This is a genomic window from Variovorax sp. BGA-UO-ETr-C22 (genome assembly GCF_059567965.1).
Window position 1 is genome coordinate 136,444 of the sequence record NZ_JCAQPA010000007.1, and the last position, 26,293, is coordinate 162,736.

The 26,293-nt window shown below is 67.0% G+C and carries 25 protein-coding genes and 1 tRNA gene; 6 read left to right on the plus strand and 20 right to left on the minus strand.

The window, feature by feature from the left end; all coding sequences use genetic code 11:
* Positions 1-10: 10 nt before the first annotated feature.
* The 18 genes from nuoH to AC57B8_RS04700 all read right to left on the minus strand — a co-directional run bounded on the left by nuoH (position 11) and on the right by AC57B8_RS04700 (position 17,675).
* Positions 11-1,087 carry an NADH-quinone oxidoreductase subunit NuoH gene (nuoH, locus tag AC57B8_RS04615; RefSeq protein WP_095949076.1) on the minus strand — a complete coding sequence of 359 codons (1,077 nt, stop codon included), beginning with the start codon at positions 1,085-1,087 and terminating at the stop codon, positions 11-13.
* Positions 1,084-3,249, minus strand: a complete 2,166-nt coding sequence (gene nuoG / locus AC57B8_RS04620) for an NADH-quinone oxidoreductase subunit NuoG (RefSeq protein ID WP_496478815.1) — start codon at positions 3,247-3,249, stop codon at positions 1,084-1,086. The genes nuoH and nuoG overlap by 4 nt, the downstream gene beginning before the upstream one ends.
* Before the next feature lie 20 nt (positions 3,250-3,269).
* Positions 3,270-4,610 (minus strand): NADH-quinone oxidoreductase subunit NuoF, encoded by a 1,341-nt coding sequence (gene nuoF / locus AC57B8_RS04625; RefSeq protein ID WP_159271073.1) that lies wholly within the window; start codon positions 4,608-4,610, stop codon positions 3,270-3,272.
* Positions 4,610-5,152, minus strand: coding sequence for an NADH-quinone oxidoreductase subunit NuoE family protein (locus AC57B8_RS04630; RefSeq protein WP_062475406.1), 543 nt, complete (start codon positions 5,150-5,152; stop codon positions 4,610-4,612). The genes nuoF and AC57B8_RS04630 overlap by 1 nt, the downstream gene beginning before the upstream one ends.
* Before the next feature lie 10 nt (positions 5,153-5,162).
* The gene (locus AC57B8_RS04635; RefSeq protein WP_070063113.1) at positions 5,163-6,416 is read right to left on the minus strand and encodes an NADH-quinone oxidoreductase subunit D; all 1,254 of its coding nucleotides are present in this window, start codon (positions 6,414-6,416) and stop codon (positions 5,163-5,165) included.
* Between the two features lie 5 nt (positions 6,417-6,421).
* A complete protein-coding gene (locus tag AC57B8_RS04640; RefSeq protein ID WP_159271071.1) occupies positions 6,422-7,033 on the minus strand; it encodes an NADH-quinone oxidoreductase subunit C in 612 nt (203 codons plus the stop codon).
* 13 nt (positions 7,034-7,046) lie between these two features.
* On the minus strand, positions 7,047-7,526 hold the full coding sequence (locus AC57B8_RS04645; RefSeq protein WP_007837763.1) for a NuoB/complex I 20 kDa subunit family protein: 480 nt from the start codon (positions 7,524-7,526) through the stop codon (positions 7,047-7,049).
* A 15-nt stretch (positions 7,527-7,541) separates the two neighbouring features.
* Positions 7,542-7,901, minus strand: coding sequence for an NADH-quinone oxidoreductase subunit A (locus AC57B8_RS04650; protein WP_055805154.1), 360 nt, complete (start codon positions 7,899-7,901; stop codon positions 7,542-7,544).
* A 67-nt stretch (positions 7,902-7,968) separates the two neighbouring features.
* A tRNA-Leu gene (locus AC57B8_RS04655) sits at positions 7,969-8,053 on the minus strand.
* A gap of 119 nt (positions 8,054-8,172) precedes the next feature.
* A complete protein-coding gene (gene secG / locus AC57B8_RS04660; protein WP_159271069.1) occupies positions 8,173-8,583 on the minus strand; it encodes a preprotein translocase subunit SecG in 411 nt (136 codons plus the stop codon).
* 38 nt (positions 8,584-8,621) lie between these two features.
* On the minus strand, positions 8,622-9,386 hold the full coding sequence (tpiA, locus tag AC57B8_RS04665; protein ID WP_095746059.1) for a triose-phosphate isomerase: 765 nt from the start codon (positions 9,384-9,386) through the stop codon (positions 8,622-8,624).
* Positions 9,387-9,399: 13 nt separating this feature from the next.
* Entirely contained in the window at positions 9,400-10,398 is a 999-nt protein-coding gene (locus AC57B8_RS04670; RefSeq protein ID WP_496478816.1) for an NAD(P)H-quinone oxidoreductase, read from the minus strand.
* Positions 10,399-10,488: 90 nt separating this feature from the next.
* Positions 10,489-12,825, minus strand: coding sequence for a polyribonucleotide nucleotidyltransferase (gene pnp, locus AC57B8_RS04675; protein WP_307635449.1), 2,337 nt, complete (start codon positions 12,823-12,825; stop codon positions 10,489-10,491).
* A 204-nt stretch (positions 12,826-13,029) separates the two neighbouring features.
* Positions 13,030-13,296, minus strand: coding sequence for a 30S ribosomal protein S15 (rpsO, locus tag AC57B8_RS04680; protein WP_056579564.1), 267 nt, complete (start codon positions 13,294-13,296; stop codon positions 13,030-13,032).
* On the minus strand, positions 13,293-14,303 hold the full coding sequence (locus AC57B8_RS04685) for a DMT family transporter (RefSeq protein ID WP_496478817.1): 1,011 nt from the start codon (positions 14,301-14,303) through the stop codon (positions 13,293-13,295). The genes rpsO and AC57B8_RS04685 overlap by 4 nt, the downstream gene beginning before the upstream one ends.
* 83 nt (positions 14,304-14,386) lie before the next feature.
* Positions 14,387-15,181: a helix-turn-helix transcriptional regulator gene (locus AC57B8_RS04690; RefSeq protein WP_496478818.1), complete on the minus strand. Its 795-nt coding sequence runs from the start codon at positions 15,179-15,181 to the stop codon at positions 14,387-14,389.
* An 11-nt stretch (positions 15,182-15,192) separates the two neighbouring features.
* Positions 15,193-16,386, minus strand: a complete 1,194-nt coding sequence (locus AC57B8_RS04695) for a pyridoxal phosphate-dependent aminotransferase (protein WP_496478819.1) — start codon at positions 16,384-16,386, stop codon at positions 15,193-15,195.
* Positions 16,387-16,391: 5 nt separating this feature from the next.
* Complete coding sequence (locus AC57B8_RS04700) at positions 16,392-17,675, minus strand: branched-chain amino acid ABC transporter substrate-binding protein (protein WP_139702816.1); 1,284 nt, start codon at positions 17,673-17,675, stop codon at positions 16,392-16,394.
* Positions 17,676-17,802: 127 nt separating this feature from the next.
* Between AC57B8_RS04700 and AC57B8_RS04705 the strand changes: the two genes are divergently transcribed.
* Entirely contained in the window at positions 17,803-18,171 is a 369-nt protein-coding gene (locus AC57B8_RS04705) for an Hsp20/alpha crystallin family protein (RefSeq protein ID WP_159276089.1), read from the plus strand.
* A 190-nt stretch (positions 18,172-18,361) separates the two neighbouring features.
* Positions 18,362-19,120, plus strand: coding sequence for an alpha/beta hydrolase (locus AC57B8_RS04710; protein ID WP_307588906.1), 759 nt, complete (start codon positions 18,362-18,364; stop codon positions 19,118-19,120).
* On the opposite strand, the gene tsaD is transcribed toward AC57B8_RS04710, so the two are convergent.
* Complete coding sequence (tsaD, locus tag AC57B8_RS04715) at positions 19,056-20,117, minus strand: tRNA (adenosine(37)-N6)-threonylcarbamoyltransferase complex transferase subunit TsaD (RefSeq protein WP_159271055.1); 1,062 nt, start codon at positions 20,115-20,117, stop codon at positions 19,056-19,058. The genes AC57B8_RS04710 and tsaD overlap by 65 nt on opposite strands.
* Positions 20,118-20,217: 100 nt before the next feature.
* On the opposite strand from tsaD, the gene AC57B8_RS04720 reads away from it, so the two are divergent.
* The 4 genes from AC57B8_RS04720 (at position 20,218) to AC57B8_RS04735 (ending at position 24,792) form a co-directional block, all read left to right on the plus strand.
* Positions 20,218-21,483 carry a nitrate- and nitrite sensing domain-containing protein gene (locus AC57B8_RS04720; RefSeq protein WP_489058759.1) on the plus strand — a complete coding sequence of 422 codons (1,266 nt, stop codon included), beginning with the start codon at positions 20,218-20,220 and terminating at the stop codon, positions 21,481-21,483.
* Positions 21,484-21,801: 318 nt separating this feature from the next.
* Entirely contained in the window at positions 21,802-23,049 is a 1,248-nt protein-coding gene (locus AC57B8_RS04725; RefSeq protein WP_062475451.1) for a CmpA/NrtA family ABC transporter substrate-binding protein, read from the plus strand.
* 13 nt (positions 23,050-23,062) lie between these two features.
* The gene (gene ntrB / locus AC57B8_RS04730) at positions 23,063-23,986 is read left to right on the plus strand and encodes a nitrate ABC transporter permease (protein ID WP_496478820.1); all 924 of its coding nucleotides are present in this window, start codon (positions 23,063-23,065) and stop codon (positions 23,984-23,986) included.
* Entirely contained in the window at positions 23,983-24,792 is an 810-nt protein-coding gene (locus AC57B8_RS04735) for an ABC transporter ATP-binding protein (RefSeq protein WP_496478821.1), read from the plus strand. Before ntrB ends, AC57B8_RS04735 begins: the two co-directional genes overlap by 4 nt.
* A gap of 25 nt (positions 24,793-24,817) precedes the next feature.
* On the opposite strand, the gene AC57B8_RS04740 is transcribed toward AC57B8_RS04735, so the two are convergent.
* Positions 24,818-26,101, minus strand: a complete 1,284-nt coding sequence (locus AC57B8_RS04740; protein WP_496478822.1) for a type IV pili methyl-accepting chemotaxis transducer N-terminal domain-containing protein — start codon at positions 26,099-26,101, stop codon at positions 24,818-24,820.
* Positions 26,102-26,293: the final 192 nt, after the last annotated feature.

Consider the following 26,293-nt stretch of genomic DNA (forward strand, 5'->3'; position numbering starts at 1 on the left):
CGCTTCCTGCTTATTTCCAGATGTTGAACGGCGTCTGCATCCAGCCACCGACCACGACCAGCCACACCAGGGTGACGGGAATGAAGATCTTCCAGCCCAGACGCATGATCTGGTCGTAACGGAAGCGCGGGAACGTCGAGCGCACCCACAGGAACATGGTGACCACGCAGAAGGTCTTCAGGCCCAGCCAGATCCAGCCCGGAATGAAGCTCAGGAACTCGAACGGCGGCAGCCATCCACCGAGGAACAGCACCACGGTCAGGATCGAGACGAGCCACATGTTGGCGTACTCGGCCAGGAAGAACATCGCGAAGCTCATGCCCGAGTACTCGATCATGTGGCCGGCCACGATTTCGGATTCGCCTTCCACCACGTCGAACGGGTGGCGGTTGGTTTCGGCCAGGCCCGAGATGAAGTACACGACAAAGATCGGCAGCAGCGGCAGCCAGTTCCACGACAGGAAGCCGATGCCCATGTCTTGGAACATACCCTTGCCCTGCACCGTCACGATGTCGGACATGTTCAGGCTGCCCGTGACCATCAGCACCACGACGAAGCAGAAGCCCATCGCGATTTCGTAGCTCACCATCTGTGCCGAGGCGCGCAGCGCGCCCAGGAAGGCGTACTTCGAGTTCGAGGCCCAGCCGGCGATGATCACGCCGTACACCTCGAGCGAGGTGATGGCCATCACGAACAGCAGGCCGGCATTGATGTTGGCCAGCGCCACGTCGGGACCGAAGGGAATCACGGCCCATGCGGCCAGCGCCGGCATGATGGTCATGATGGGACCGAGCAGGAACAGGCCCTTGTTGGCGACCGTCGGAAGGATGATTTCCTTGGTCATCAGCTTGAGCGCGTCGGCGATCGGCTGCAGCAGGCCCAGCGGCCCGATGCGGTTCGGGCCCACGCGGATCTGCGTGAAGCCGATGGCCTTGCGTTCCCACAGCGTGAGGTACGCCACAGCCAACATCAGCGGGATCACGACGACGATGATCTTGATCAGCGTCCAGACCACGGGCCAGACGACGGACGTCCACCAGCCTGCGGCGACCAGCCCCTGGCCGAAGCCATGAATTGCGTCGATCATGCCAAGGCCTCCTCGGCACGAGCGGGTGCGGCCTGTGCGCTGTTGCGCGCGTCGGCGGTCAGCTGCAGCGACGGTGCGCGGCGCACGATCGAGTCGAGCTGGTAGATGCTCGCGACCACGGGCGCAGCCACGACGCCGCTGGCCGCGACGGCCTTGGCGGACGTGGCATTGCTCAGCGCGTTCGCCGGCACGGTGCCCTTGTCACCGATGGTGGCCAGCACCTCGGCGGTCGATTCGAAGGCGAAGCCCGGCAGGCCGAGCAGGTTCGCCAGCACGCGCAGCACCTTCCACGCCGGCCGCGTTTCGCCTTGCGGCTTCACGACGGCATGGAAACCCTGCAGGCGGCCTTCGGCGTTGACGAAGGTGCCGGGCGTTTCGGTGAACGGGGCGATGGGCAGCAGCACGTCGCTGAACTCGAGGTTGGCCTTGAAGGGGCTCAGCGTGACCACCATCTGCGCATTGCCGATGACATCGGCAGCGGCAGCACCGGCGGCCGAGTCGAACACCGGCTCGGTGTTCAGCAGCAGCACGGCCTTGAGGCCGGAGCCGGCGGCGAGCATGCGGCCGGCATCGAGGCCGCCGTTCTGCGGGAAGGCGCCGACGAGCTGTGCGCCCACGGTGTTGCCCGCTTCGGTCAGGTAGCCGACGGTGGCGCCGGTCTGTGCGCCAATCCAGTTCGCGAGGGCCAGCAGGCTGCTGGCTTGTGCGTGGTGCGCGGCGGCATTGCCGAGCAGGATCGCCTTGCGTTCGCCGCTCAGCAGCGAGGCTGCGATGGCTTGCGCGACGGCGTCGGGTGCGTTCTTCGGTGCCAGCGGCGCGGCAGCGCCGTTGGTCTGGCCGATGGCCGCAGCCACGGCGGCCAGCGCCTCGACCCACTGGTCGGCTTCGACGATGGCCGCTTGCGCCACGTCGATGGCCCAGGCACCGCGATCGGCCATGAGGCTGGACGAAGTGATCACCGACAGCGCGGCGCCCTTGCGCACGGCCTGGCGGATGCGCTGCGCGAACAGCGGGTGTTCCTTGCGCAGGTTCGAACCGACGACCAGCGCGCGCTGCACTTGCGTGAGCGAGGCGATCGAGGTGCCGAGCCAGCGCACACCTTCGAAGGCCGTGAATTCGGCATTGCGCAGGCGGTAGTCGATGTTGTCGCTGCCGAGTTCACGCGTGAGCATGGCGGCGAGCTGCAGCTCTTCGAGCGTGCTGTGCGGGCTGACCAGCGTGCCGATGCTTTGCGCGCCGTGGTCGGTCTTGATCTGCTTGAGGCCGTTGGCAACGTACTCGAGCGCCGTCTGCCAGTCGACCTGCTGCCATTGGCCGCCCTGCTTCAGCATGGGCTGGGTCAGGCGTTCCGTGCCGTTGAGCGCTTCGTACGAGAAGCGGTCGCGGTCGGCGATCCAGCATTCGTTGACGTCTTCGTTCTCGAGCGGCACCACGCGCATCACGCGGTTGTTCTTGACCTGGACGATCAGGTTGGCACCGGTGGAATCGTGCGGGCTCACCGACTTGCGGCGCGACAACTCCCAGGTGCGGGCGCTGTAGCGGAACGGCTTGCTCGTGAGCGCGCCGACCGGGCAGATGTCGATCATGTTGCCCGACAGTTCGGAGTCGACCGAGTCGCCGAGGAAGGTTTCGATTTCGGAGTGCTCGCCGCGGTGCGACATGCCCAGCTCCATCACGCCGGCCACTTCCTGGCCGAAACGGACGCAGCGCGTGCAGTGGATGCAGCGGCTCATTTCTTCCATGCTGATCAGCGGGCCGACGTCCTTGTGGAACACGACGCGCTTTTCTTCTTCGTAACGCGAAGAAGAACCGCCGTAGCCCACGGCCAGATCCTGCAGCTGGCACTCGCCGCCCTGGTCGCAGATGGGGCAGTCCAGCGGGTGGTTGATCAGCAGGAACTCCATGACGGACTGCTGGGCCTTGATGGCCTTGTCGCTCTTGGTGCGAACGATCATGCCCTGCGTGACGGGCGTGGCGCAGGCCGGCATCGGCTTGGGCGCTTTTTCCACGTCGACCAGGCACATGCGGCAGTTGGCCGCGATGCTGAGTTTCTTGTGATAGCAGAAGTGCGGAATGTACGTGCCCGCCTTTTCGGCCGCATGCATCACCATGCTGCCTTCGGTCACTTCGACCTTCTTGCCGTCGAGTTCGATTTCGATCATGTCTGTGTTTCTTCTCGCACTCAGGCCTTGACGGGCGCCGTCGGGACGTGACCCGGAATCAGGGCCTCGAACTCATGGCGGAAGTGCTTGATCATGGCGCGCACGGGCATGGCTGCCGCATCGCCGAGCGCACAGATGGTGCGGCCCATGATGTCGCCGGCCACGGAGTCCAGCAGCTGCATGTCGCTGGGCTTGCCCTGGCCGTTGTGGATGCGGTCCACCACGCGGTAGAGCCAACCCGTGCCTTCGCGGCAGGGGGTGCACTGGCCGCAGGACTCGTGCATGTAGAAGTACGAGAGGCGCTTGAGCGACTCGACCATCGAGCGGCTGTCGTCCATGACGATCACCGCGCCCGAACCCAGCATGGAGCCGGCCTTGGCGATGGAGTCGTAGTCCATGGTGCAGGCCATCATGATGTCGGCCGGCAGCACCGGCGACGACGAGCCGCCGGGGATCACGGCCTTGAGCGTGCGGCCCTTGCGCACGCCGCCGGCCAGCTCGAGCAGCTTGGAGAACGGCGTGCCCATCGGCACTTCGTAGTTGCCGGGCAACTCGACGTCGCCGCTCACCGAGTAGATCTTGGTGCCGCCGTTGTTCGGCTTGCCGCACTCGAGGTAGGCCTGGCCGCCGTTGCGGATGATCCAGGGCACCGCCGCGAAGGTCTCGGTGTTGTTGATGGTGGTCGGCTTGCCGTACAGGCCGAAACTGGCCGGGAACGGCGGCTTGAAGCGCGGCTGGCCCTTCTTGCCTTCGAGCGACTCGAGCAGCGCGGTTTCTTCGCCGCAGATGTAGGCACCGAAGCCGTGGGCGGCGTGCAACTGGAAGTTGTACGTGCTGCCCATGATCTTGTCGCCGAGATAGCCAGCGGCACGTGCCTCTTCAAGGGCGGCCTCGAAGCGGTCGTAGCTCTGGAAGATCTCGCCGTGGATGTAGTTGTAGCCCACGCTGATGCCCATCGCATACGCGGCGATGGCCATGCCTTCGATCACGATGTGCGGGTTGAACTGCAGGATGTCGCGGTCCTTGCACGTGCCGGGCTCGCCTTCGTCCGAATTGCAGACGAGGTACTTCTGGCCCGGGAACTGGCGAGGCATGAAGCTCCACTTCAGGCCGGTCGGGAAACCCGCGCCGCCACGGCCGCGCAGGCCCGAGGCCTTCACTTCGGCGATCACCTGGTCAGGCGTGAGGCCCTCGGTGAGGATCTTGCGCAGCGCCTGGTAGCCGCCGCGCGCTTCGTAGTCGGCCAGGTGCCAGTTGGTGCCGTCCAGGCCTGCATAGATCTGAGCGCCGATGTGGCGGTCATGGAAGCAGGTCTGGACACCGGTGGCCTGGAATTGCGAGAGAACCTGTTCGGGCGTCATCACGAAGCCTCCCCTGGCTTGGCACTGCGCAAACCGTCGATGAGCTGGTCGAGCTTGTCGTTGCTCATGAAGCTGCACATGGTGCGGTCGTTGACCAGCATCACGGGCGAATCGGCGCAGGCGCCCAGGCATTCGCTCTGCTGCAGCGTGAACAGGCCGTCGGCCGTGGTCTCGCCCATCTTGATGCCGAGCTTCTTCTCGAGGTGCACGAGCGCGGTGACGCCGTCGCGCAGCTGGCACGGCAGGTTGGTGCACACGTTGAGCTTGAACTTGCCCACCGGATGCTGGTTGTACATGTTGTAGAAGGTCGTCACTTCGTGCACGGCGATGGGCGCCATGCCGAGGTAGGCGGCGATCTCGCGCTCGCGCTGCACGCTCACGAAGCCTTCGTCCTGCTGGACGATGGCCAGGCAGGCCATCACGGCCGACTGCTTGCCGGCTTCGGGGTACTTCGCGACCTCGCGCGCAAAACGCTCGAGGATGGCAGCCTTCAACGGCGCCGAGGGCGCCGCGTCATGGTGATGGGTTGAGGAAGTCGTCATTCGCTCTTTCTCACCTGTCGATTTCGCCGAACACGATGTCCATCGTGCCGATCACCGCGACAGCGTCGGCGATCATGTGGCCGCGCGACATTTCGTCGAGGGCAGCGAGGTGCGGGAAGCCCGGGGCGCGGATCTTCAGACGGTACGGCTTGTTGGCACCGTCGCTCACGAGGTAGATGCCGAACTCGCCCTTGGGGTGCTCGACGGCGGCATACGCTTCGCCTTCGGGCACGTGGAAGCCTTCGGTGAAGAGCTTGAAATGGTGGATCAGCTCCTCCATGTTCGCCTTCATCGATTCGCGCGCGGGCGCGGCAACCTTGTGGTTGCTGGTGATCACCGGGCCAGGGTTGGCGCGCAGCCAGGCCGAGCACTGCTGGATGATCTTGTTGGCCTGGCGCATTTCTTCCACGCGAACCAGGTAGCGGTCGTAGCAGTCGCCGGTCTTGCCCACGGGCACGTCGAACTGCATCTGGTCGTAGACGTCGTAGGGCTGCTTCTTGCGCAGGTCCCATTCGACGCCCGAGCCGCGCAGCATCGGGCCGGTGAAGCCCAGGTTCAGCGCGCGCTCCGGCGTGACCACGCCGATGCCCACGGTGCGCTGCTTCCAGATGCGGTTGTCGGTGAGCAGCGTCTCGTACTCGTCGACCATCTTCGGGAAGCGCTTGCAGAAGTCGTCGATGAAGTCCAGCAGCGAGCCCTGACGGTTCTCGTTGAGCTTTTCGATGGCCTTCGCATTCTTGATCTTGCTGACCTTGTACTGCGGCATCGAATCCGGCAGGTCGCGATAGACGCCGCCCGGGCGGAAGTACGCCGCGTGCATGCGCGCGCCGGACACGGCTTCGTACATGTCGAACAGGTCTTCACGCTCGCGGAAGCAGTAGATGAGCATGTTCATCGCGCCGCAATCGAGACCGTGCGCGCCGAGCCACAGCAGGTGGTTCAGCAGGCGGGTGATCTCGGCGAACATCACGCGGATGTACTGCGCGCGGATCGGCACATCGAGGCCCATCATCCGCTCGATGGCGAGGCAGTAGGCGTGCTCGTTGGACATCATCGACACGTAGTCGAGGCGGTCCATGTAGGGCAGCGACTGGATGAAGGTGCGCGATTCGGCGAGCTTCTCGGTCGCACGGTGCAGCAGGCCGATGTGGGGGTCGGCACGCTGGATCACTTCGCCGTCCAGCTCGAGCACCAGGCGCAGCACGCCGTGTGCTGCGGGGTGCTGGGGACCGAAGTTGAGTGTGTAGTTCTTGATTTCGGCCATATCTGTCAGTGCAAACCGCCGCCGTAGTTGTCTTCGCGGATCACGCGCGGCGTGATTTCGCGCGGCTCGATCGAGACCGGCTGGTAGACCACGCGCTTCTGCTCTTCGTCGTAACGCATCTCGACGTGACCCGACACCGGGAAGTCCTTGCGGAACGGGTGGCCGATGAAGCCGTAGTCGGTCAGGATGCGACGCAGGTCGTCGTGACCGTCGAACACGATGCCGTACAGGTCGAAGGCTTCGCGCTCGAACCACGTGGCAGCGCTCCAGACGGGCTGGAGCGAGTCGATCACGGGCAGGTCTTCGCTGGTCGCGAACACCTTCAGGCGCACGCGCTGGTTGAGGCTCACGGAGAGCAGGTGCGAGACGACGCCGTAGCGCTCGCCCTGCCACTCGCCTTCGCGGTAATCGGAATAGTCCATGCCGCACAGGTCGATCAGCTGCTCGAAGCGGCAACCGGGCGCATCGCGCAGCAGCAGCGCCGCGTCGATGTAGTCGGCGGCGCTGACCACGACGGTCACTTCTTCAAGCGCAACCGTCACGCTCTTGGCCTTGGCGCCGAGCGTCTCGGCAATGGTGGCGCGCAGCACCTCCGGCGAAATTGCAAAGTCAGTCATCGTCGGCAATCTCTCAGGCGCGGGCAATGGTGTTGGTGCGGCGAATCTTCTGCTGCAGCTGGATCACACCGTACAGCAGTGCTTCAGCGGTGGGCGGACAACCCGGCACATAGACGTCGACCGGCACGATGCGGTCGCAGCCACGCACCACGGAATAGCTGTAGTGGTAGTAACCGCCGCCGTTCGCGCAGGAGCCCATCGAGAGCACCCAGCGCGGTTCGGGCATCTGGTCGTAGACCTTGCGCAGCGCCGGCGCCATCTTGTTGCACAGCGTGCCGGCCACGATCATCAGATCGGACTGGCGCGGGCTGGGGCGGAACAGCATGCCGAAACGGTCGATGTCGTAGCGGGCAGCGCCCGCGTGCATCATTTCGACCGCGCAGCATGCGAGGCCGAACGTCATCGGCCAGAGAGATCCGGTCTTCGCCCAGTTCACGACGGAGTCGTAGGTCGTGGTGACGAAGCCTTCTTTGAGAACGCCTTCAATGGCCATCGTGTAGCTTCCTTGTCATTCCCAGTCGAGCGCGCCTTTTTTCCACTCGTAGACGAAGCCCACGACGAGGATGGCGAGAAAGATCATCATGGCCCAGAAGCCAACAGCGCCGATTTCCTTGAGCGCAATGGCCCACGGAAAGAGAAAGGCAATCTCGAGATCGAAGAGGATGAAGAGAATCGCGACGAGGTAATAGCGCACGTCGAATTTCATGCGCGCATCCTCGAAGGCTTCGAAGCCGCACTCGTAGGGCGCGTTCTTCGCAGCGTCGGGCCGATTGGGCCCGAGGATGTATCCGATGACTTGCGGGGCGACGCCTACGCCGACCCCGACCAAAATGAACAAAAGGACGGGAAGGTAGGAATCGAGGTTCATCGAGAAATTTTCACCGCTTGCCACCGACAGAAGAGCCTCTGGAAAGAGATCTTCTGCCGGTGAGATTTGGTGCGGTCGGCGAGACTCGAACTCGCACAGCTTTCGCCACTACCCCCTCAAGATAGCGTGTCTACCAATTTCACCACGACCGCGGTTTTTAACTGTCCAGATGGCATGAGGTGCCGTTGAGGCATTTGGCTTTCTGAACAGATTTAGAGTTTACCCTGAAATGAAGCCGTTTCTCACGAACGGCTGCATGAAAACAACCTGATTACTTGGCCGGAATCTGGCCGGAGCCCGAAACGGGTGCAGCAGGCGCCGAAGCGGCCTTGGCAGGTGCTGCTGCAGCGGGGATTTCGCCCGCAGCGCCAGTCGCAGGCGCGGCCGGTGCAGCAGGCGCACCCACGGCTGCGCGCTCGAGCAGGCTGCCACCGCCCGCAGGACGTGCGTGGCTGAAGTAGGCCAGCAGCAGCGTGCAGGCAAAGAACACCGCAGCCAGCACGGCCGTGGTGCGCGAAAGGAAGTTGGCACTGCCGCTGGCGCCGAACAGGCTGCCTGCACTGCCGCTGCCGAAGGCCGCGCCCATGTCGGCACCCTTGCCGTGCTGGATCAGGATCAGGCCGATCATTGCCAGCGCCGCCAGCATTTGCACGCCGACCAGAAGATTGAGGACCACGTTCATTCGTTCTTACTCCTAAGTGATGGCTGCCGTTGCCGCGATCAGCGTGCAGCAGCAGAAATGATCTGCAGAAAGTCGGGCGCCTTGAGCGAGGCGCCGCCGATGAGGCCGCCGTCGATGTCGGCCTGCGCCAGCAGTTCGGCGGCATTCGCCGCATTCATGCTGCCGCCGTACAGAATCTTGATGCCCGCGGCGTGTTCGCTCGCGGCATGGTGCAGTTGTGCACGCAGCACGGCATGCACCGCCTGCGCCTGTTCCGGCGAAGCCGTCTTGCCCGTGCCGATGGCCCAGACCGGCTCGTAGGCCACGACGATCTCGCTGATGCAGTGGCCATTCACATGGATCACCGCGGCCAGCTGGCGCTTGACGATCTCTTCGGTCTGCCCTGCTTCGCGCTCTGCCAGCGTCTCGCCGACACAGACGATCGGCGTGATGCCGTTCGCCAACGCCGCCGCCGTCTTGGCCGCCACGGCATCGTCGGTTTCGCCGTGGTACTGGCGACGCTCCGAATGGCCCACGATGGCATAGCGCACACCGAAATCCTTCAGCATCGCCGCCGACTGCTCACCGGTGAACGCACCTTGCGGGTGCGCCGAAATGTCCTGCGCACCAAGGGCCAGCGACGGCGTGCCCGCCAGCAGCGATTGCAGCTGGGCGAAGTACGGCGCAGGCGCGCACAGTGCAACACCGCAGGCCGCGGGGCTGGCGGCCAGCCCTTGCTGCAGGGCCTTCACCAGCGCCTCGTTGGCGGCCAGGCCGCCATTCATCTTCCAGTTGCCGGCAATCAGTTTCTTGAAGGTTGTCATCGCGTTGTTCGTCTCACCAAGTCAGCACGATCTTGCCGATGTGCTGGTTCGATTCCATCAGGGTGTGCGCTTGGGCCGCACCGCTGGGTTCACCTGCTGCCGCATAGGTGCTGTGGATCACGGACTTGACCGCGCCGCTTTCGAGCAGCGGCCAGACCTTTTCGCGCAGCGCCTTGGCAATGGCCCCCTTGAACGCCACCGGCCGCGGACGCAGCGTCGAGCCGGTGATCGTGAGCCGCCGGCGCAGCACGAGGCCCGCGTTGATCTCGCTCTTCACACCGCCCTGCACCGCGATGATCACCAGCCGGCCGTCTTCGGCCAGGCACTCGACCTCGCGTGCCACGTAGTCGCCGGCCACCATGTCGAGCACCACGTCCACGCCCTTGCCACCCGTGAGCTGCTTCGCCACTTCGACGAAATCGCTCGTGCGGTAGTTGATCGCGTGGTCGGCGCCGAGCTTCAGGCAGGCTTCGCACTTGTCATCGCTGCCGGCCGTGACGATCACGGTCGCACCGAGCGCCTTGGCGATCTGGATCGCCGTGACGCCGATGCCGCTGGAACCGCCCTGGATCAGCAGGGTCTCGCCCTTCTGCAGGCGGCCGCGCTCGAACACGTTGCTCCAGACGGTGAAGAAGGTCTCGGGCAGCGAAGCCGCCTCGACATCGCTCCAGCCCCTGGGCACCGGCAGGCATTGCGCCACGGGCGCCACGCACAGCTCGGCATAGCCGCCACCAGCCACCAGCGCGCACACGCGGTCGCCGACCTGGAAGCCCGCATCGGCCAGCGCCTTGGCGTCACCCGACACGATCTCGCCGGCCACTTCGAGGCCCGGCAGGTCGGAGGCACCGGGCGGCACGGGGTAGTGCCCCATCCGCTGCAGCACGTCCGGGCGATTCACGCCGCTGGCCGCCACGCGGATCAGCAGCTCACCCTCGCCCGCCACCGGGTCGGGACGCGCAGCGACGCGCAGCACCTCGGGGGCGCCGTACGAAGTGATCTCAATGGCTTTCATGGGGGTCTCCGAGGCTCGGATGCCCGCACGGGGCGGGCATCACCACTGTCCACGCGAGAGGCGACGGCAGAGGCCGTCGCGCCTCACTGCTTACTCCTGCGGTTCGCGCGGCGCTTGCTGCTGCGACTCGCCGGCGGGCTGCTGTTGCTGCTCGCCGCGGGGTTGCTGCTGCTGGTCGTTGAAGCGCGGTGCGCGCTCGCCACGATCGCCGCCGCGGTCACCGCGGTCGCCACGGTCCGAACGCTCGCGGCGGTCGCCGCCACGGTCGCCGCGATCGCCACGGTCTTCGCGCGGCGGGCGCTCGCTGTATTCCATGCCGGCCGGACGCTCGGTCAGGGCCTTCATGGACAGCTTGACGCGGCCCTTTTCGTCGGTCTCGAGAACCTTGACCTTCACGATCTGGCCTTCGCTCAGGTAGTCGGTCACCTTCTCGACGCGCTCGTGCGCGATCTGGCTGATGTGCAGCAGGCCGTCCTTGCCGGGCAGCAGGTTGACCAGCGCGCCGAAGTCCAGGATCTTGGTGATCGGGCCTTCGTAGACCTTGCCGATTTCGACTTCAGCGGTGATCTGCTCGATGCGCTTCTTGGCGAATTCGGCCTTTTCCGGATCGGTCGAGGCGATGGTGATGGTGCCGTCTTCGTCGATGTTGATCGTCGTGCCGGTTTCTTCCTGCAGGCCACGGATGACCGCGCCGCCCTTGCCGATCACGTCGCGGATCTTCTCGGGGTTGATCTTCAGCGTGGTCAGGCGCGGTGCGAACTGCGACACGTCGGCCTTGGCCTCGCCCATCGCTTCTTGCATCTTGCCCAGGATGTGCATGCGCGCTTCCTTGGCCTGCGCCAATGCAACCTGCATGATTTCCTTGGTGATGCCCTGGATCTTGATGTCCATCTGCAGCGCGGTGATGCCGTTGGTCGTGCCGGCCACCTTGAAGTCCATGTCGCCCAGGTGATCTTCGTCGCCCAGGATGTCGGTCAGCACTGCGAAGCGGTTGTCTTCCTTGATCAGGCCCATGGCGATGCCGGCCACGTGTGCCTTCATGGGCACGCCGGCGTCCATCATCGAGAGGCAGCCGCCGCAGACCGAAGCCATCGACGAGGAGCCGTTCGACTCGGTGATTTCCGACACCACGCGGATGGTGTACGGGAATTCTTCCTTGGTCGGCAGCACGGCGACGAGCGCGCGCTTGGCCAGACGGCCGTGGCCCACTTCGCGGCGCTTGGTGGAGCCCATGCGACCCACTTCACCGGTGGCAAAGGGAGGCATGTTGTAGTGGAACAGGAAGCGGTCTTCGTACTCGCCGGCCAGCGCGTCGATGCGCTGCGCGTCGCGCTCGGTGCCGAGCGTGGTGACGACCAGGCCCTGCGTCTCGCCGCGCGTGAACAGCGCCGAGCCGTGGGTGCGGGGCAGCACGGAGTTACGGATTTCGATGGGGCGCACGGTGCGCGTGTCGCGGCCGTCGATGCGCGGCTCGCCTTGCAGGATCTGGCCGCGCACGATGCGCGACTCGATCGCGAACAGCAGGTCGCTGACCTTGCCGGCGTCGAACTCGGCGCCTTCGGCCTTCAGGGCCGTGAAGACGCTGGCATTGGCTTCGCGCAGGGCTTGCGTGCGAGCTTGCTTGCTGCGGATCTGGTAGACGGCGCGCAGCTTTTCTTCGGCCAGGCCGTTGATCTTGGCGATGAAGTCTTCGTCCTTGGCTTCAGGCACCCAGGTGCCTTCCTTGAGCCATTCCGGCTTGCCGGCGTCGCGCACGAGGTCGTGGATCGCGTTGATCGCGATGTTGGCCTGCTCGTGACCGAACACCACGCCACCCAGCATGATTTCTTCGCTGAGTTGCTGGGCTTCGGATTCGACCATCAGCACGGCGGCTTGCGTGCCGGCGACGACGAGGTCCATCTGCGAATCCTTGCGGGCCGTGGGACCCGGATTCAGCACGTACTGGCCGTTGATGTAGCCCACGCGGGCGGCACCGATCGGGCCGCTGAACGGGATGCCGGAGATCGACAGGGCGGCGCTCACGCCGATCATGGCGGCGATGTCGGCGTCGACTTCAGGATTCAGCGACACGGTGTGGATCACCACGTGCACTTCGTTCAGGAAACCTTCGGGGAACAGCGGGCGGATCGGACGGTCGATCAGGCGGCTGGTCAGGGTTTCGTGTTCGCTGGGCTTGGCTTCGCGCTTGAAGAAGCTGCCGGGGATCTTGCCGGCGGCGTAGGTCTTCTCGATGTAGTCGACGGTCAGCGGGAAGAAGTCCTGGCCGGGCTTGGCGGTCTTGGAGGCGACCACGGTCGCCAGGATCACGGTGCCGTCGATATCAACCAGCACGGCGCCGGTCGCCTGGCGGGCGATTTCACCGGTTTCCATGACGACGGTCTTGTCGCCCCATTGGAAGGACTTGGTGATTTTGTTGAAGAGGCTCATTTTTGCTCCTATTTTGATAGCGAATCACACAGGATTCGCAAGGGGCGGAGGCTGCTCAGAACACGATGCCATTCCAGCGAAGCTCGGGACGAACTTCATTGGAATGACACAGCTTCGCTCTGTTGGGCACTCCGAAAGTGGATCGCGAAGTAAAAAACGCCTGAGCTAGCGGACTAACCCAGGCGTTTTTTCATGCGATTCGAATTACTTGCGCAGACCCAGCTTGGCGATCAGCGCGGTGTAACGCTCGGCGTCCTTGGACTTGAGGTAGTCGAGCAGCTTGCGACGGCGGCTGACCATGCGCAGCAGGCCGCGACGACCGTGGTGGTCCTTGGCGTGCGTCTTGAAGTGGGGGGTCAGCTCGTTGATACGGGCGGTCAGCAGTGCGACTTGCACTTCGGGGCTGCCGGTGTCGTTGGCTGCGCGGGCGTTGTCCTTGACAACTTCGGCCTTGATGGAGGCTGCGATCATGTTGAATTTCCTTGTTCCGGGATGTTTGACTTGCGGTGAGCACTGGAACTGCCCTCACCGTGCGCCTTGCGGCATGCAAAGCTTTGGGAGTATACATCGGCCGGCTTGACCGCTCCTTCCCGCCGTCTTCCGTCAAGTGAAACCAGCCCCACGGCCCCCAGCACGCAGGCCGCGCCGGCGACCTGGGCCCACCCCACCGCCTCCCCCAGCCACCACGCCGCCAAGACCAGCGCCGACACCGGCATCAGCGCCGTGAACAGCGCCGCCTCGGCGCCCCGCAGCCGGGCGGCGCCCGCGTACCAGAGCAGGAAGCCTGCCACCGTCGGCACCAGCGCGTAGTAGGCCACCCCGGCCAGCGCCTCGGCCGGCACCGGCTGAAGCCAGGCGCGCTCCAGCAGCGCAGGAACCACGGACAGCAGCAGCCCCAGCGCGACCATCGCGGTCGATTGCACGAGCGGCGCCAGCGGCACGCGCAGCCGCTTGTTGAGCAGGATGAACAGCGACTCGAGCGCCACCGCCCCCAGCACCAGCAGGTTGCCGAGCAGCGCGGTCGACGTGCGCTCGCCACCTCCGTCGCCCGGACGCAGCGTGATCGCCAGCACGCCCAGGCTCGCGAGCACGATCCCGCCCACCAGGTAACGCCCCGGCCGCTCGCGCAGCGCCAGCACAGCCACCAGTGCGGCCATGGCCGGCAGCGTGCCGGTCACCACGCCCGCATCGGCGGCCGGCGCCCAGCGCACGCCCAGGATCAGCAGCACCGTGTAGCCGACGCTGCCCGCCGCCGCCTGGCACAGCAGCAGCACGGCGTCGTGACGGTCAGGGCGCGGCCAGCGCCCGCGCATGAACCCCATCAGCGCCACGAACACGGGCAGCGCCAGCGCAAAGCGCAGCGCGGTCGCCGTGAACGGCGGCAGGCCGCTGGCGATGAGCTTGCTCGCGACCACCGTGCTGCCGACCGTGACCATCGCGAGCGCGCACAGCCACATTCCCTTGCTTCGTTCCGACATCCTGATCGCCTTCCGTTTTGCAGAAAGCGCGAGCGTCTCCCGCCAGGGGCGCGGCGGTCTTGAACGAAATTGCAGGAATCGAGCTAGCGCGCCGCCGCGTACGCCCCGGGCGTGAAGCCCAGGAAGCGCACGAAGGCCCGCGTCATGTGGCTTTGGTCAGAGAAGCCCGCGCCGGCTGCGGCATCGGCCAGCGCCCTGCCCTGCGCGATCAGCCGGCGGGCGCGCGACAGCCGGCATTGCTGCAGCCAGGCATGCGGCGGCAGCCCGAAGGCGGCCGCGAAGCCGCGCAGCAGCTGGTAGCGGCTCAGGCCCGCTTCGCGCGCCAGTTCGGCGAGCGTGGGCGCATGGATGCAGTCGTCGGCGATGCGCGCACGTGCGCGCTCCATCGCTGCCGGCGCCACGCGCTTCGGCGCCTCCGGAGCCCGCGCGCCGGGTGCATCGCGCAGCAGTTGCAGCACACCCTGCTCCAGCGCCAGCGCGTCGTCGCCTTCGACGACGGCCGCGAACAACCGGTCGAAGCCCTGCCGCAGCGCCGGATCGCTCAGCACCGGCCGCGTCAGTTCGAACCCCGGCGGCACACCATCCGACAGCAGCGCAGGCACCAGATGCAGCATGCGCCAGGCCCGCGCTTCGCCGCGCATCGCGACACCGTCGTGCACCTCGCCCGGATTCACCGTGATGACATTGCCGCGCACCGCCTCGACCGCGCCGCGCCCGCTGGCCGAGCGCTGTCCGCCGCGGTCCATCACACCGATGCCGAACACGTCGTGCATGTGGCGCGGAAAGCTGCGCTTCGATTCGGCCGCGATCGCCTGCAGTCCCGGCAGCGCCGAGCCGCGGATACGCACGGCATCGACGGGCGCAGACCTCAACGCCATGCCGGAAAGCCTCAGCGCGCCTGCTTGGCCAGCCAGCCGCGCAGCCGCTCGACGCCCTGCACCAACCGCTGCGGGTCTTTCGACGCAAAGCACCAGCGCAGCCAGCCCTGCGCCTCGGGCGCGAAGGCGTTGCCCGGCGCGAGCCCCAGGCCGGCTTCGGCGACCAGGCGCTTGGCGAGCTCGAGCGAATCGCCAAAGCCCTCGAGCCGGAAGAAGGCGTACATGCCGCCCTTGGCCGGCGCCACTTGCACGCCTGGCACGGCCGCCAGCAGCGGCACCAGCGTGTCGCGGCACTGCTTCAGGTGCGCGACCACGCGCGGCGTGATGTCGGCCGTGTGCTCGAGCGCGGCGATGGCGGCACGCTGCGTGAACACGCTGGCGCACGAGGTGTTGAACTCGATCAGCTTGCCGATGCCGTCGACCATCGCCGGCGGCAGCACCAGCCAGCCGAGGCGCCAGCCGGTCATGAGAAAGCTCTTCGAGAAGCTGTGCGTGACGACCAGGCGGTCATCGGGCGTCGAGATGTCGAGGAAGCTCGGCGCGCAACCGTTCGGCGTGGGCTCGAAGTACAGGCGCTCGTACACCTCGTCGGCCAGGATCCAGGTGCCGGTCTCGCGGCAATGGTCGAGCACGGCCTGCTGCTCGTCGCGCGTCATCGTCCAGCCCGTGGGGTTGTTCGGCGCGTTGACGATCAGCAGCTTCGTCTTGGGCGTGACCGCCGCGCGCAACGCGGGCAGGTCGAGCGTCCACTGGCCGTTCACCGGCACCAGCGGCACGGTGCGCACCTGCGCACCCATGATCGCCGGCTGCGCCGTGAGGTTGGGCCACACGGGCGTGACGGCGACCACGTCGTCGCCCGCATCGACCAGCGCCTGCACCGCGAGCATCAGCGCGCTCACGCCGCCCGAGGTGACGGCGATGCGCGAGGCGTCGACCGTCGGGTGCAGGCGGCTGGTGTAGCGCGCGATGGCTTCGCGCAGCTCGGGCAGGCCGAGGTTGTGCGCGTAGAAGGTTTCGCCGCGCTGCAGCGACTCGATGGCCGCCTGGCGGATCACCTCGGGAGTGACCTCGTCGCTCTCGCCGAACCAGAAGGCGAGCACGTCGTCGCGGCCCATGCCGGCATTGGCGACTTCGCGGATCTTCGAGGCTTCGAGGTGGTGGATGGCTTCACGCATGTCGGGGAGTTCCTGTGCTGTCGGGGTCATGCACCTCAGGGGCGCTTCATCTTGCAAGAGGTGGGCTGCTCGGCGCGCTCCGGCGCGATCGTCTTGATCACGCGAAAGCCATAGCCCGAGCCCTCGACGTCGAACTGCACGCCGGGCTTGCCTTGCTTGTCCATCACGCCCACCACGAGTTGCTGCTGGAACTGGTGGTCGGCCGCGCGCATGCGCCCGCGCTGGCCGTACAGGCTCACGTCGGCCTGCTCCAGTGCGCGCGCCAATGGCACGGCCTCGGTGCTGCCCGCGCGTTCCAGCGCCTGCGCGAGCGACTCGACCAAGAGCTGCATGCGCATGTGTACGTAGTCGTCGGCCGGGCGCGGAAAGCGCGTGCGGAAGGCGCGGTAGAAGGCTTCGGACTGCGGCGTCTGCACGTTCGGCAGCCAGTCGGCCACGGCGACCACGCGACCGATGCCCGCGTCGCCGATGGCGGCGGGCGCGCCCAGCGCATTGCCGTAGAAGGTGTAGAAGCTGCCGTTGAAGCCGGCTTCGCGCGCGGCCTTCACGAGCAGCGTGAGGTCGTTGCCCCAGTTGCCGGTGACCACCGCTTGCGCGCCGCTGGCGAGGATCTTGGTGGCGTAGGGCGCGAAGTCCTTCACCTTGCCCATCGGGTGCAGCTCGTCGCCGACGATTTCCACGTCGGGGCGCTGCACGCCCAGCTGGCGGCGCGACTCGCGCAGCACGGCCTGGCCGAAGCTGTAGTCCTGGCCGATCAGGTAGACGCGCTTGAGCGCCGCGTCGTCCTTGACCACGTCCATCAGCGCGGCCACGCGCATGTCGGCATGGGCGTCGAAGCGGAAGTGCCAGAAGCTGCAACGCTCGTTGGTCAGCACCGGATCGACCGCCGAGTAGTTCAGGAAGATCGCGCGGCGCGAGGGGTCGCGCTCGTTGTTCTTGTCGATGGCATCGATCAGCGCCGCGGCCGTCACCGACGAATTGCCCTGCAGCACGATGCGGGTGCCGTCGTCCATGGCCGCGCGCAGCGCCGACAACGCCTCTTCGTTCTGGCCCTTGCTGTCGTAGCGATCGAGCTGCAGCGGCCGTGCGCCGCCCGGCAGCTTCACGCCGCCGCGTGCATTCACACGCTCCACGGCCCACTGCAGGTTGCGGAACACGGCCTCGCCGGTGTTGGCGAAGGGGCCGCTCATGCTCTCGATGAGCGCCAGCCGGATGGGGGCGGGTTGCGGGGCCTGGGCCAGGCCGGCGAACGGGGTCGCGCATAGCGCCGCCGCTGCGAATTTCAAGGCCTGGCGGCGCCAAATAAAGGGGGTTTTCATTGTCTTGAAACGCGTGCCGATGCGCCTAGATGAGGTGTCAAGCGGCACTCACGATGGAAAGGCCGCGCAGTGTAAGGGACACACATTCCATGTCCCCATTGTGTTCATTCACCCAGGAGTTTTCGCCATGTTCTTCACCCCCACCCACCGCGCGCATTTCGCTCCCCGTGCCCACGACCGCGCTTTCGAGCGCTTCGTGAACGAGGCCTTCGCCGGCGCCCGCCGCTCCCCTCTGGTCGAGCAGGACGACAAGAGCTGGACCCTGTCGCTGGACGTGCCCGGCCTGTCGCGTGAAGACCTGTCGGTGGCCATCGAAGGTGCCGTGGTCCGCATCGAAAGCAAGGCCGAAGCCAAGCGCCAGATCAAGCTCGCCTACGAGCTGCCGCAAGCCATCGACCTGGCCACCAGCGAAGCCAAGCTGGAGAACGGCGTGCTGACCCTCAAGCTCGGCAAGCTGGTGCCGGCAAGCCAGGTTTCGAACTTGCAGATCAACTAGTCCCGGCGATGCCCCCACGAAGAAAATGTTAGTGACAGCTTGTTTTGACTTTAAACAAGCGCCGTATTCACAATAGTGCCGGATAACGTCACATGATGTGACGATTTATTAGTACTTTCTTCTTCGTGGGCATCTCGTAAACGCATCGAGTTCCCGGGCGGTGCGGACAGCGGGTGTGCCTCAAGGCACCATGAAAACGCACCTGCAGTCAGCCAATGACAACGAACGGTCCGACACGCTCCTGATCTTCCTGCCAGGGGCCTACCTCAAGCCCGAAGAGTTCGAGCGCGAGGGCTTCATCAGCGCCGTGCGCGAGCGGCACCTCGCAGCCGACGCACTGCTGGTCGATGCGGACGTCTCCTACTACTACGACCAGACCCTCAGCGAGCGGCTGCATGCCGACGTCATCGAGCCCCAGCGGGCCAAGGGCTACACCTCGATCTGGCTGGTCGGCATTTCCATCGGCGGGTTCGGCGCGCTGATCCACGAACTGGCGCGGCCGGGCTCGGTGGATGGCATCGTGGCGCTGGCGCCCTACCTCGGGCGCCGCGTGCTCGGCGCGGAAATCAAGAAGGCCGGCGGCCTGCGCGCCTGGCAGGCGCCCACCGGGCCGCAGCCCGACGAGGAACCCGACCGCAAGCTCTGGCCCTTCTTCCAGCAGTACCTCGCGCCGAAGCCTTCCCAGGACCTGCCGCCGCTGTACCTGGGCTTCGGCCTGGCCGACCGCTTTGCCAGCAACCACAAGCTGCTGGCCGACGCCCTGCCCCCGGGGCGCGTGTTCACGACCGAAGGCGGCCACGACTGGCCCGAGTGGCGCCAGCTCTGGCGCAACGTGCTCGACGTGCTGCCGCTGCCCTCGCTGGGGCGTGCACGGCCGCAGCCAGCTATGCGGTTTCCGGCAGCGGCGTCTCGGGCGTCATCAGCGATGCCATCGGCCATCGCGGCTTGACGTCGAAGGCGTAGCGCTCCGAGGCCTGCGACAGGCCTGATTGCAGCCGCATCGCGGCGGCCATGGCAATCATGGCGCCGTTGTCGGTGCACAGGTGCAGCTCGGGGTAGTGCACGCGCACCTTGCGCTTGGCGCAGGCCGCGTTCAACTGCTCGCGCAGGTTCTTGTTGGCCCCCACGCCGCCGGCCACCACCAGCCGCTTCAGGCCGGTCTGGTCCAGCGCCGCGAGCGACTTCTTCAGCAGCACTTCGACGATCGCCGCCTGCGTGGAGGCGGCCAGGTCGGCCTTGCGCGCCTCGAGCTGGTCGCCGAGCTTCTTGGCCTGCGTGAGCACGGCCGTCTTCAGGCCGGCGAACGAAAAGTCGAGATCACCGCTGTGCAGCAGCGGGCGGGGCAGCTTGAAGGCCGCGGCGTCGCCGCCTTCGGCCAGCTTCGCGAGCCAGGGGCCGCCGGGGTACGGCAGGCCCATGAGCTTGGCGCTCTTGTCGAAGGCCTCGCCCGCCGCGTCGTCGATGGTCTCGCCGAGCAGTTCGTAGCGGCCCACGCCGTCGACCCGCATCAGCTGCGTGTGGCCGCCCGACACCAGCAGCGCCACGAACGGAAACTCGGGCGGGTCGGCGCTCAGGAACGGCGACAGCAGGTGCCCTTCGAGGTGATGCACCCCCAGCACCGGCTTGCCCAGCGCCACGCCCAGCGCACAGGCCACGCCGGCGCCCACGAGCAGCGCGCCGGCCAGGCCCGGGCCGCGCGTGTAGGCCACCACGTCGATCTCGGCCAGCGAGCGTCCGGCTTCGGCCATGACGGCTTCGGTGAGCGGCAGCACGCGGCGGATGTGGTCGCGGCTGGCCAGCTCGGGCACCACGCCGCCGTAAGCCTGGTGCATGGCGATCTGGCTGTGCAGCGCGTGCGAACGCAGCAGCGGCAGCGCGTCGCCGTGCGACTCGACCAGCGCCACGCCGGTCTCGTCGCAGGATGATTCGATTCCCAACAAGAGCATGGCGCCGAGTGTAGGGGCCGCCCGCCGGCGGCGCCCGCGAAGGGGCAAGCGAGGCACGGAAGTTGCACGAGCGGGATGCGCTCCTTTTGCGCCCCCACGAATGACTTCCGGCCTGAGCTTCCTGATCGCCGCGCGCCGATGCGAGATCGACGCGCTGGACCAGCTCGCGCGCACCAGCGAGCTGGTCGGCGCCATCGGCCGGCTCGTGCATGCGCTGCAGCGCGAGCGCGGCATGTCGAACGTGTTCCTGGCCTCGCACGGCGGGCGCTTTGCCGAGCAGCGCGGCCCGCAGATCGCCGAATGCCTCGCGCTCGAGCAGCAGGTGCGCGCCGGCTTCGACCGGCTCGAGGCCGAGCACCACCGCGCGGTGGGCGCCGGCCACGGCGCGCGCCTGTTCAGCCGCATCGCCTGGGTGCTGCCCGGCCTGGACGCCCTGCCCGCGCTGCGCCGGCGCATCGACGCGCTCGAACTCCAGCCGGCCCAGGCCGTCGCCGCCTTCGCCAAGCTGGTGGCCGGCCTGCTGGCGGTGGTGTTCGAGGCGGCCGACGGCGCCACCGACCCCGAGATCTCGCGCCTGCTGGTGGCGATGTTCAACTTCATGCAGGGCAAGGAGTTCGCCGGCCAGGAGCGGGCCTTCGGCGCCGCCGCGCTCGCGCTGGGCCGGGGCGACGATGCGCAGCGCCAGCAGTGGCGCCACCTCATCGAGTCGCAGGAGCGCTGCTTCCAGGTGTTCATCGACTTCTCGGGCGACGCGGTGCGCACGCTCTGGCACGACAGCCAGTCGGACGCCGTGCTGGCCGAGCTCGAGCGCCTGCGTCGCAAGGGCGCCACCTCGGTGCCGGCCGACGCGCTGCTGAGCCAGGCCTGGTTCGACTGCTGCACGCGGCGCATCGACGCCATGCAGACGGTCGAGAACCGCCTCTCGGCCGACCTGCGCGCGCTGTGCGACCACAAGACCGCCCAGGCCCGCAGCGAGCTGGCCGCGTACCGGCAACTGCTCGGCACGCTGGCCCCGCAGGCCGGCGGCGCGCTCTTCTTCGACGATGCCCAGCAGGCGCAGGACGCCACGCCCGCGCAGCTCGGGCGCCACCTCGAACGCTCGGTGCTCGACATGGTCCAGGAGCAGTCGCAGCGCCTGCAGGCCATGAGCGACGAACTCGACACCGTGCGCGCCTCGCTCAACGAACGCAAGATCGTCGAGCGCGCCAAGGGCCTGCTGATGGCGCACCGGCGCCTGAGCGAGGCCGAGGCGCACAAGATGCTGCGCCAGACCGCCATGAACCAGAAGCGCCGCCTCGTCGACGTGGCCGAGTCGATGCTGGCCATGGCCGACTACCTGCCGCTCGAGCCTGCACCGCGGCGCTGACCCGGGCCGCTTGGATTGGTGCAGCGCACAACAACTGTGCGTCGCCCGGGTTAGCGAGCCAGCAGGAACTTTTCCCTGCACCGGCGCGCCCTGCCAGCTATCTTTTCCATAGCTCCCACCGGCAGTTGCGGGCTGGCACACCGCTTGCATGGAGCTTGTCACAGACCGCAAGGTCTTCAGGCAGGTTGCACCCAACGGCGGGTGCGGCCCACCGAACCGGACAAAGGCGTCCCCATCCCGCAAGGGCTCGTTCACGAGCAGCCCCTGCGCGGTGCGGACGCCTTTTCGTTTTTGTCTTTCACTTCTGGAGCCCCGCCCATGTCCGATCTGCTGCTGAAAACCAAACTGAGCCGGCGCCGCGTGCTGCAGGCCGCCGCCCTCGGCGCCGTGGGCATCGACCCCGCGCTGCGCGCCGCCGTCTGGGCCCAGGGCTCGGACAAGCCCGAGAAGGAAGAAGTGAAGATCGGCTTCATCCCGCTGACCGATTGCGCCAGCGTGGTGATGGCCTCGGTGCTGGGCATCGACAAGAAGTACGGCGTGAAGATCGTGCCGAGCAAGGAAGCCAGCTGGGCCGGCGTGCGCGACAAGCTCGTGAACGGCGACCTCGACATGGCCCACGTGCTCTATGGCCTCGTGTACGGCATGCACCTGGGCGTGAGCGGGCCGAAGAAGGACATGGCCGTGCTCATGACCCTGAACAACAACGGCCAGGCCATCACGCTGTCGAAGAAGCTGGCCGACAAGGGCGCGGTCGATGCGGCCTCGCTCGCCAAGCTCATCGCCAAGGAAAAGGGCGAATACACCTTCGCCCACACCTTCCCCACCGGCACGCACGCCATGTGGCTCTACTACTGGCTCGCCTCGGCCGGCATCGACCCGTTCAAGGACGTGAAGAACATCACCGTGCCGCCCCCGCAGATGGTGGCCAACATGCGCGTGGGCAACATGGACGGCTACTGCGTGGGCGAGCCCTGGGGCCAGCGCGCGATCATGGACGGCATCGGCTTCACCGGCATCACCACCCAGGACATCTGGAAGGACCACCCCGAGAAGGTGCTGGGCTGCACCGCGGAGTTCACGAAGAAGTACCCGAACACCGCGCGCGCCGTCACGGCCGCGATCCTCGAGGCCGGCAAGTGGATCGACACCGGCCTGCAGAACAAGAACAAGATGGCCGAAACCATTGCTGACAAGAGCTACGTCAACACCAGCGTGGACGCCATCAACCAGCGCATCCTGGGCCGCTACACCAACGGCCTGGGCAAGAGCTGGGACGACCCCAACCACATGAAGTTCTACAACGGCGGCGCCGTGAACTTCCCGTACCTCTCGGACGGCATGTGGTTCCTCACGCAGCACAAGCGCTGGGGCCTGCTGAAGGAGCACCCCGACTACCTGAAGGTGGCCACCGAGATCAACCGCATCGACATCTACAAGCAGGCCGCCGCCGCCACGCAGACGCCCGTGCCCAAGGACGTGCTGCGCACCAGCAAGCTCTTCGACGGCACGGTCTGGGACGGCAAGGACCCGAAGAAGTACGCCGAGTCTTTCAAGCTCCATGTCTGAGGAGAAACGCACCATGGTCAGCGCTGTCTTCCATTCCCCGCTCGACGCCGTGGCCTCGCAGGTCGCCGCGCCCGTGGTGTCCAGGCCCCTGGCACCCGCCCCCGCTACGGCCGTTGCGGCGGCGGCACCCGTGCCCCGCACCCGCACGCCCCTGGACCTGCGCGCCTTCTGGATGCGCGTGCTCCCGCCGTTCCTGGGCTTCGGCCTGCTGGTGCTGGTGTGGGAGATCGTGGCCATGAAAAGCACCACCGGCTTTCCTTCGCCGCTGGCCACCTGGCAGCAGGCGCTCACGGTGTTCAGCGATCCGTTCTACAGCAAGGGGCCGAACGACCAGGGCGTGGGCTGGAACGTGCTGTCGTCGCTGCAGCGCGTGGCGCTGGGCTTCGGCCTGGCGGCGGCGGTCGGCATTCCGGCCGGCTTTGCCATCGGGCGCTTCGAGTTCCTCTCGCGCATGTTCAACCCGCTGATCAGCCTGCTGCGCCCGGTGTCGCCGCTCGCGTGGCTGCCCATCGGGCTCCTGGTGTTCAAGGGCGCCAACCCAGCCGCGATCTGGACCATCTTCATCTGCTCGATCTGGCCGATGGTCATCAACACCGCCGTGGGCGTGCAGCGCGTGCCCAGCGACTACATGAACGTGGCCAAGGTGCTCAACCTCAGCGAATGGAAGATCCTCACCAAGATCCTCTTTCCGGCCGTGCTGCCCTACATGCTCACCGGCGTGCGCCTGGCCGTGGGCACCGCGTGGCTGGTGATCGTCGCGGCCGAGATGCTCACGGGCGGCGTCGGCATCGGCTTCTGGGTGTGGGACGAGTGGAACAACCTCAACGTCGCCAACATCATCATCGCGATCTTCGTGATCGGCATCGTCGGCCTGGTGCTGGAGTTCGCGCTCATCAAGCTCGCCACCGCATTCACGTTCGAAGAGGTGAAGTCATGAACGACGACAGCAAGTACATCGAGATCCACAACGTCGAACAGGCGTTCAAGACGCCCAAGGGCCGCTTCGTCGCGCTGCGCGACGTGAACCTGAACGTGGCCAAGGGCGAGTTCGTCACGCTCATCGGACACTCGGGCTGCGGCAAGTCGACGCTGCTGAACCTCATCGCCGGCCTGACCACGCCCACGCAGGGCGTGCTGCTGTGCGCCAACAAGGAGATCAAGGGCCCGGGGCCCGAGCGCGCCGTGGTGTTCCAGAACCACTCGCTGCTGCCCTGGCTCACCTGCTTCGAGAACGTGTACCTCGCGGTCGAGCGCGTGTTCGCGGCCACCGAGAACAAGGCGCAACTGCGCGAGCGCACCGACGCGGCGCTCGCGCTGGTGGGCCTCACGCCCGCGGCGCAAAAGCGGCCCGGCGAAATCTCGGGCGGCATGAAGCAGCGCGTGGGCATCGCCCGTGCGCTGTCGATGGAACCCAAGGTGCTGCTGATGGACGAGCCCTTCGGCGCGCTCGACGCCCTCACCCGCGCCAAGCTGCAGGACGAGCTGCTCGCCATCGTGCAGAAGACGCGCAGCACGGTCGTCATGGTCACGCACGACGTCGACGAAGCCGTGCTGCTGAGCGACCGCATCGTGATGCTCACCAACGGCCCGGCCGCCACCATCGGCGACGTGCTGGCGGTGGAGATCGCGCGTCCGCGCAACCGCGTCGCACTGGCCGAAGACCCGGCCTATGTGCATGCGCGCAAGGCGGTGATCGATTTTCTCTACACGCGCCAGGCGCATGTGGAGAAGGCTGCGGCCTGACCCAGGAGGTGCCGCACAACCGGCGTCAGGACATGATGACCTGCAGGCTGTGCTCGTACCACCCGGTCAGGCGCTCGAAGGTGTCCACGAGCGCTTCGCTGGAGCGCACCAGCGTGGCGCGCCCCTCGGGGCTGTCGAGCGCCTGCACGCCGCCGACGAGGCGCAGCCACTCGTCGCGCGCGCTCGCCAGCCCGGCACGGATCTCGGGCGAGCTGAGCGGCGCGCGCTCCAGCTCCAGCAGCGCGGCTTCGAATTCGTTCATGGTCGGCAACAGCCGCTCGCGCGAGGCGCCGGCCGCGAGCGTCGAGGCCAGCAGCGCGTCCTTGGCCAGCCGCTGTGCGCGCATGCGCTGCCGCCCGCAGATGTTGACGATGCGCAGTGCGCGCCGCGCACCCGAGGCCTCCAGCGCGTCCGTCAGCGCCTCGGCCGCCGACAGCAAGGCCTCGCCGCGCGCATCGATCGCGGCCAGCCCTTGCGATGCGGGCTTGGCAACCAGCAGCGCGGCCAGCGCGAGCCACGCGGCCTGCACCTCGCCGAGCGCCTGCACGCCGGCCGGGCCCAGCTCGAGGGCCGTCAGATGATCCAGCGTCTGCTGCACGCGTTCGGTCGACTGCGTGCGCAGCACGCGCGCGCGCTGCGCATCGATGCCGGCCGCGAGCTGCGCCGCCACGCGCACCAGCCGCTGCGAGAGCATGCGCAGCTGGCCCGCGCGGTTGATCGCCTCGGCCCATTGCGCGGCCTCGATGACCGAGCGCGACACCTCGCCCAGCCGCAGGTTGGCGTGCATCGCGGCGCCGCGCAGCAGGCCGAAGGCCTCGTCCTCGCCGATGCCGCGCGCGGACATCAGCAGGCCCTTGGCGCGGTCGACCCACTTGCGCTCGTCCATGCGCGTGCGCAGGGCGTCGAGTTCGGTGCGCAGCGTGGCCTCGCGGGTCCAGCGGGCCTGCGCCTGCGCGGTCAATGCGGCGAGCGCACCGGCGCTCTCGATGGGTACCCACCCGTGCACGCCCGCGGCCACGAGCGCCGCATGCTGCGCGCCGTCCAGCGGCGCGCTCATCACGCCCAGGGCGCACGGCGGTGCGCCTCCCCAGGGGGCCAGCGCTTCGAGCAGCGCGTCGAGCTGCGGCTCTGTTGCATCCAGATGCACCAGGACCATCGACGGTGCAAGCGCCTGCGTGCGCTGCACCAGCGTGTGGCAGCCCGCGCGCCCGAGCACCGCGACGCCCGCGGCATCGATCGACTGCTGCAGCGACGCCGGCAAGGGCTCGCCTTCAGCGGGTTCAGGGGAAAGGACGACGAGAAGGGACATGGCGGCAAGGTGTGGCAAGGCCCGGGAAGCATAGGCCACGCCAGCCTGCATTCGCAGGCACGCCTCTTGCATCGAAGGGGGCACGGTGTAACGAAGCACCGCTTTGGTGAGGCTGCAGGTTCCTGCATCCAACCCGGCCCTCCTCAGGCCGGGCTCACCCCCATGTCGACGGCATTCGCCGCCGGCCTCCCG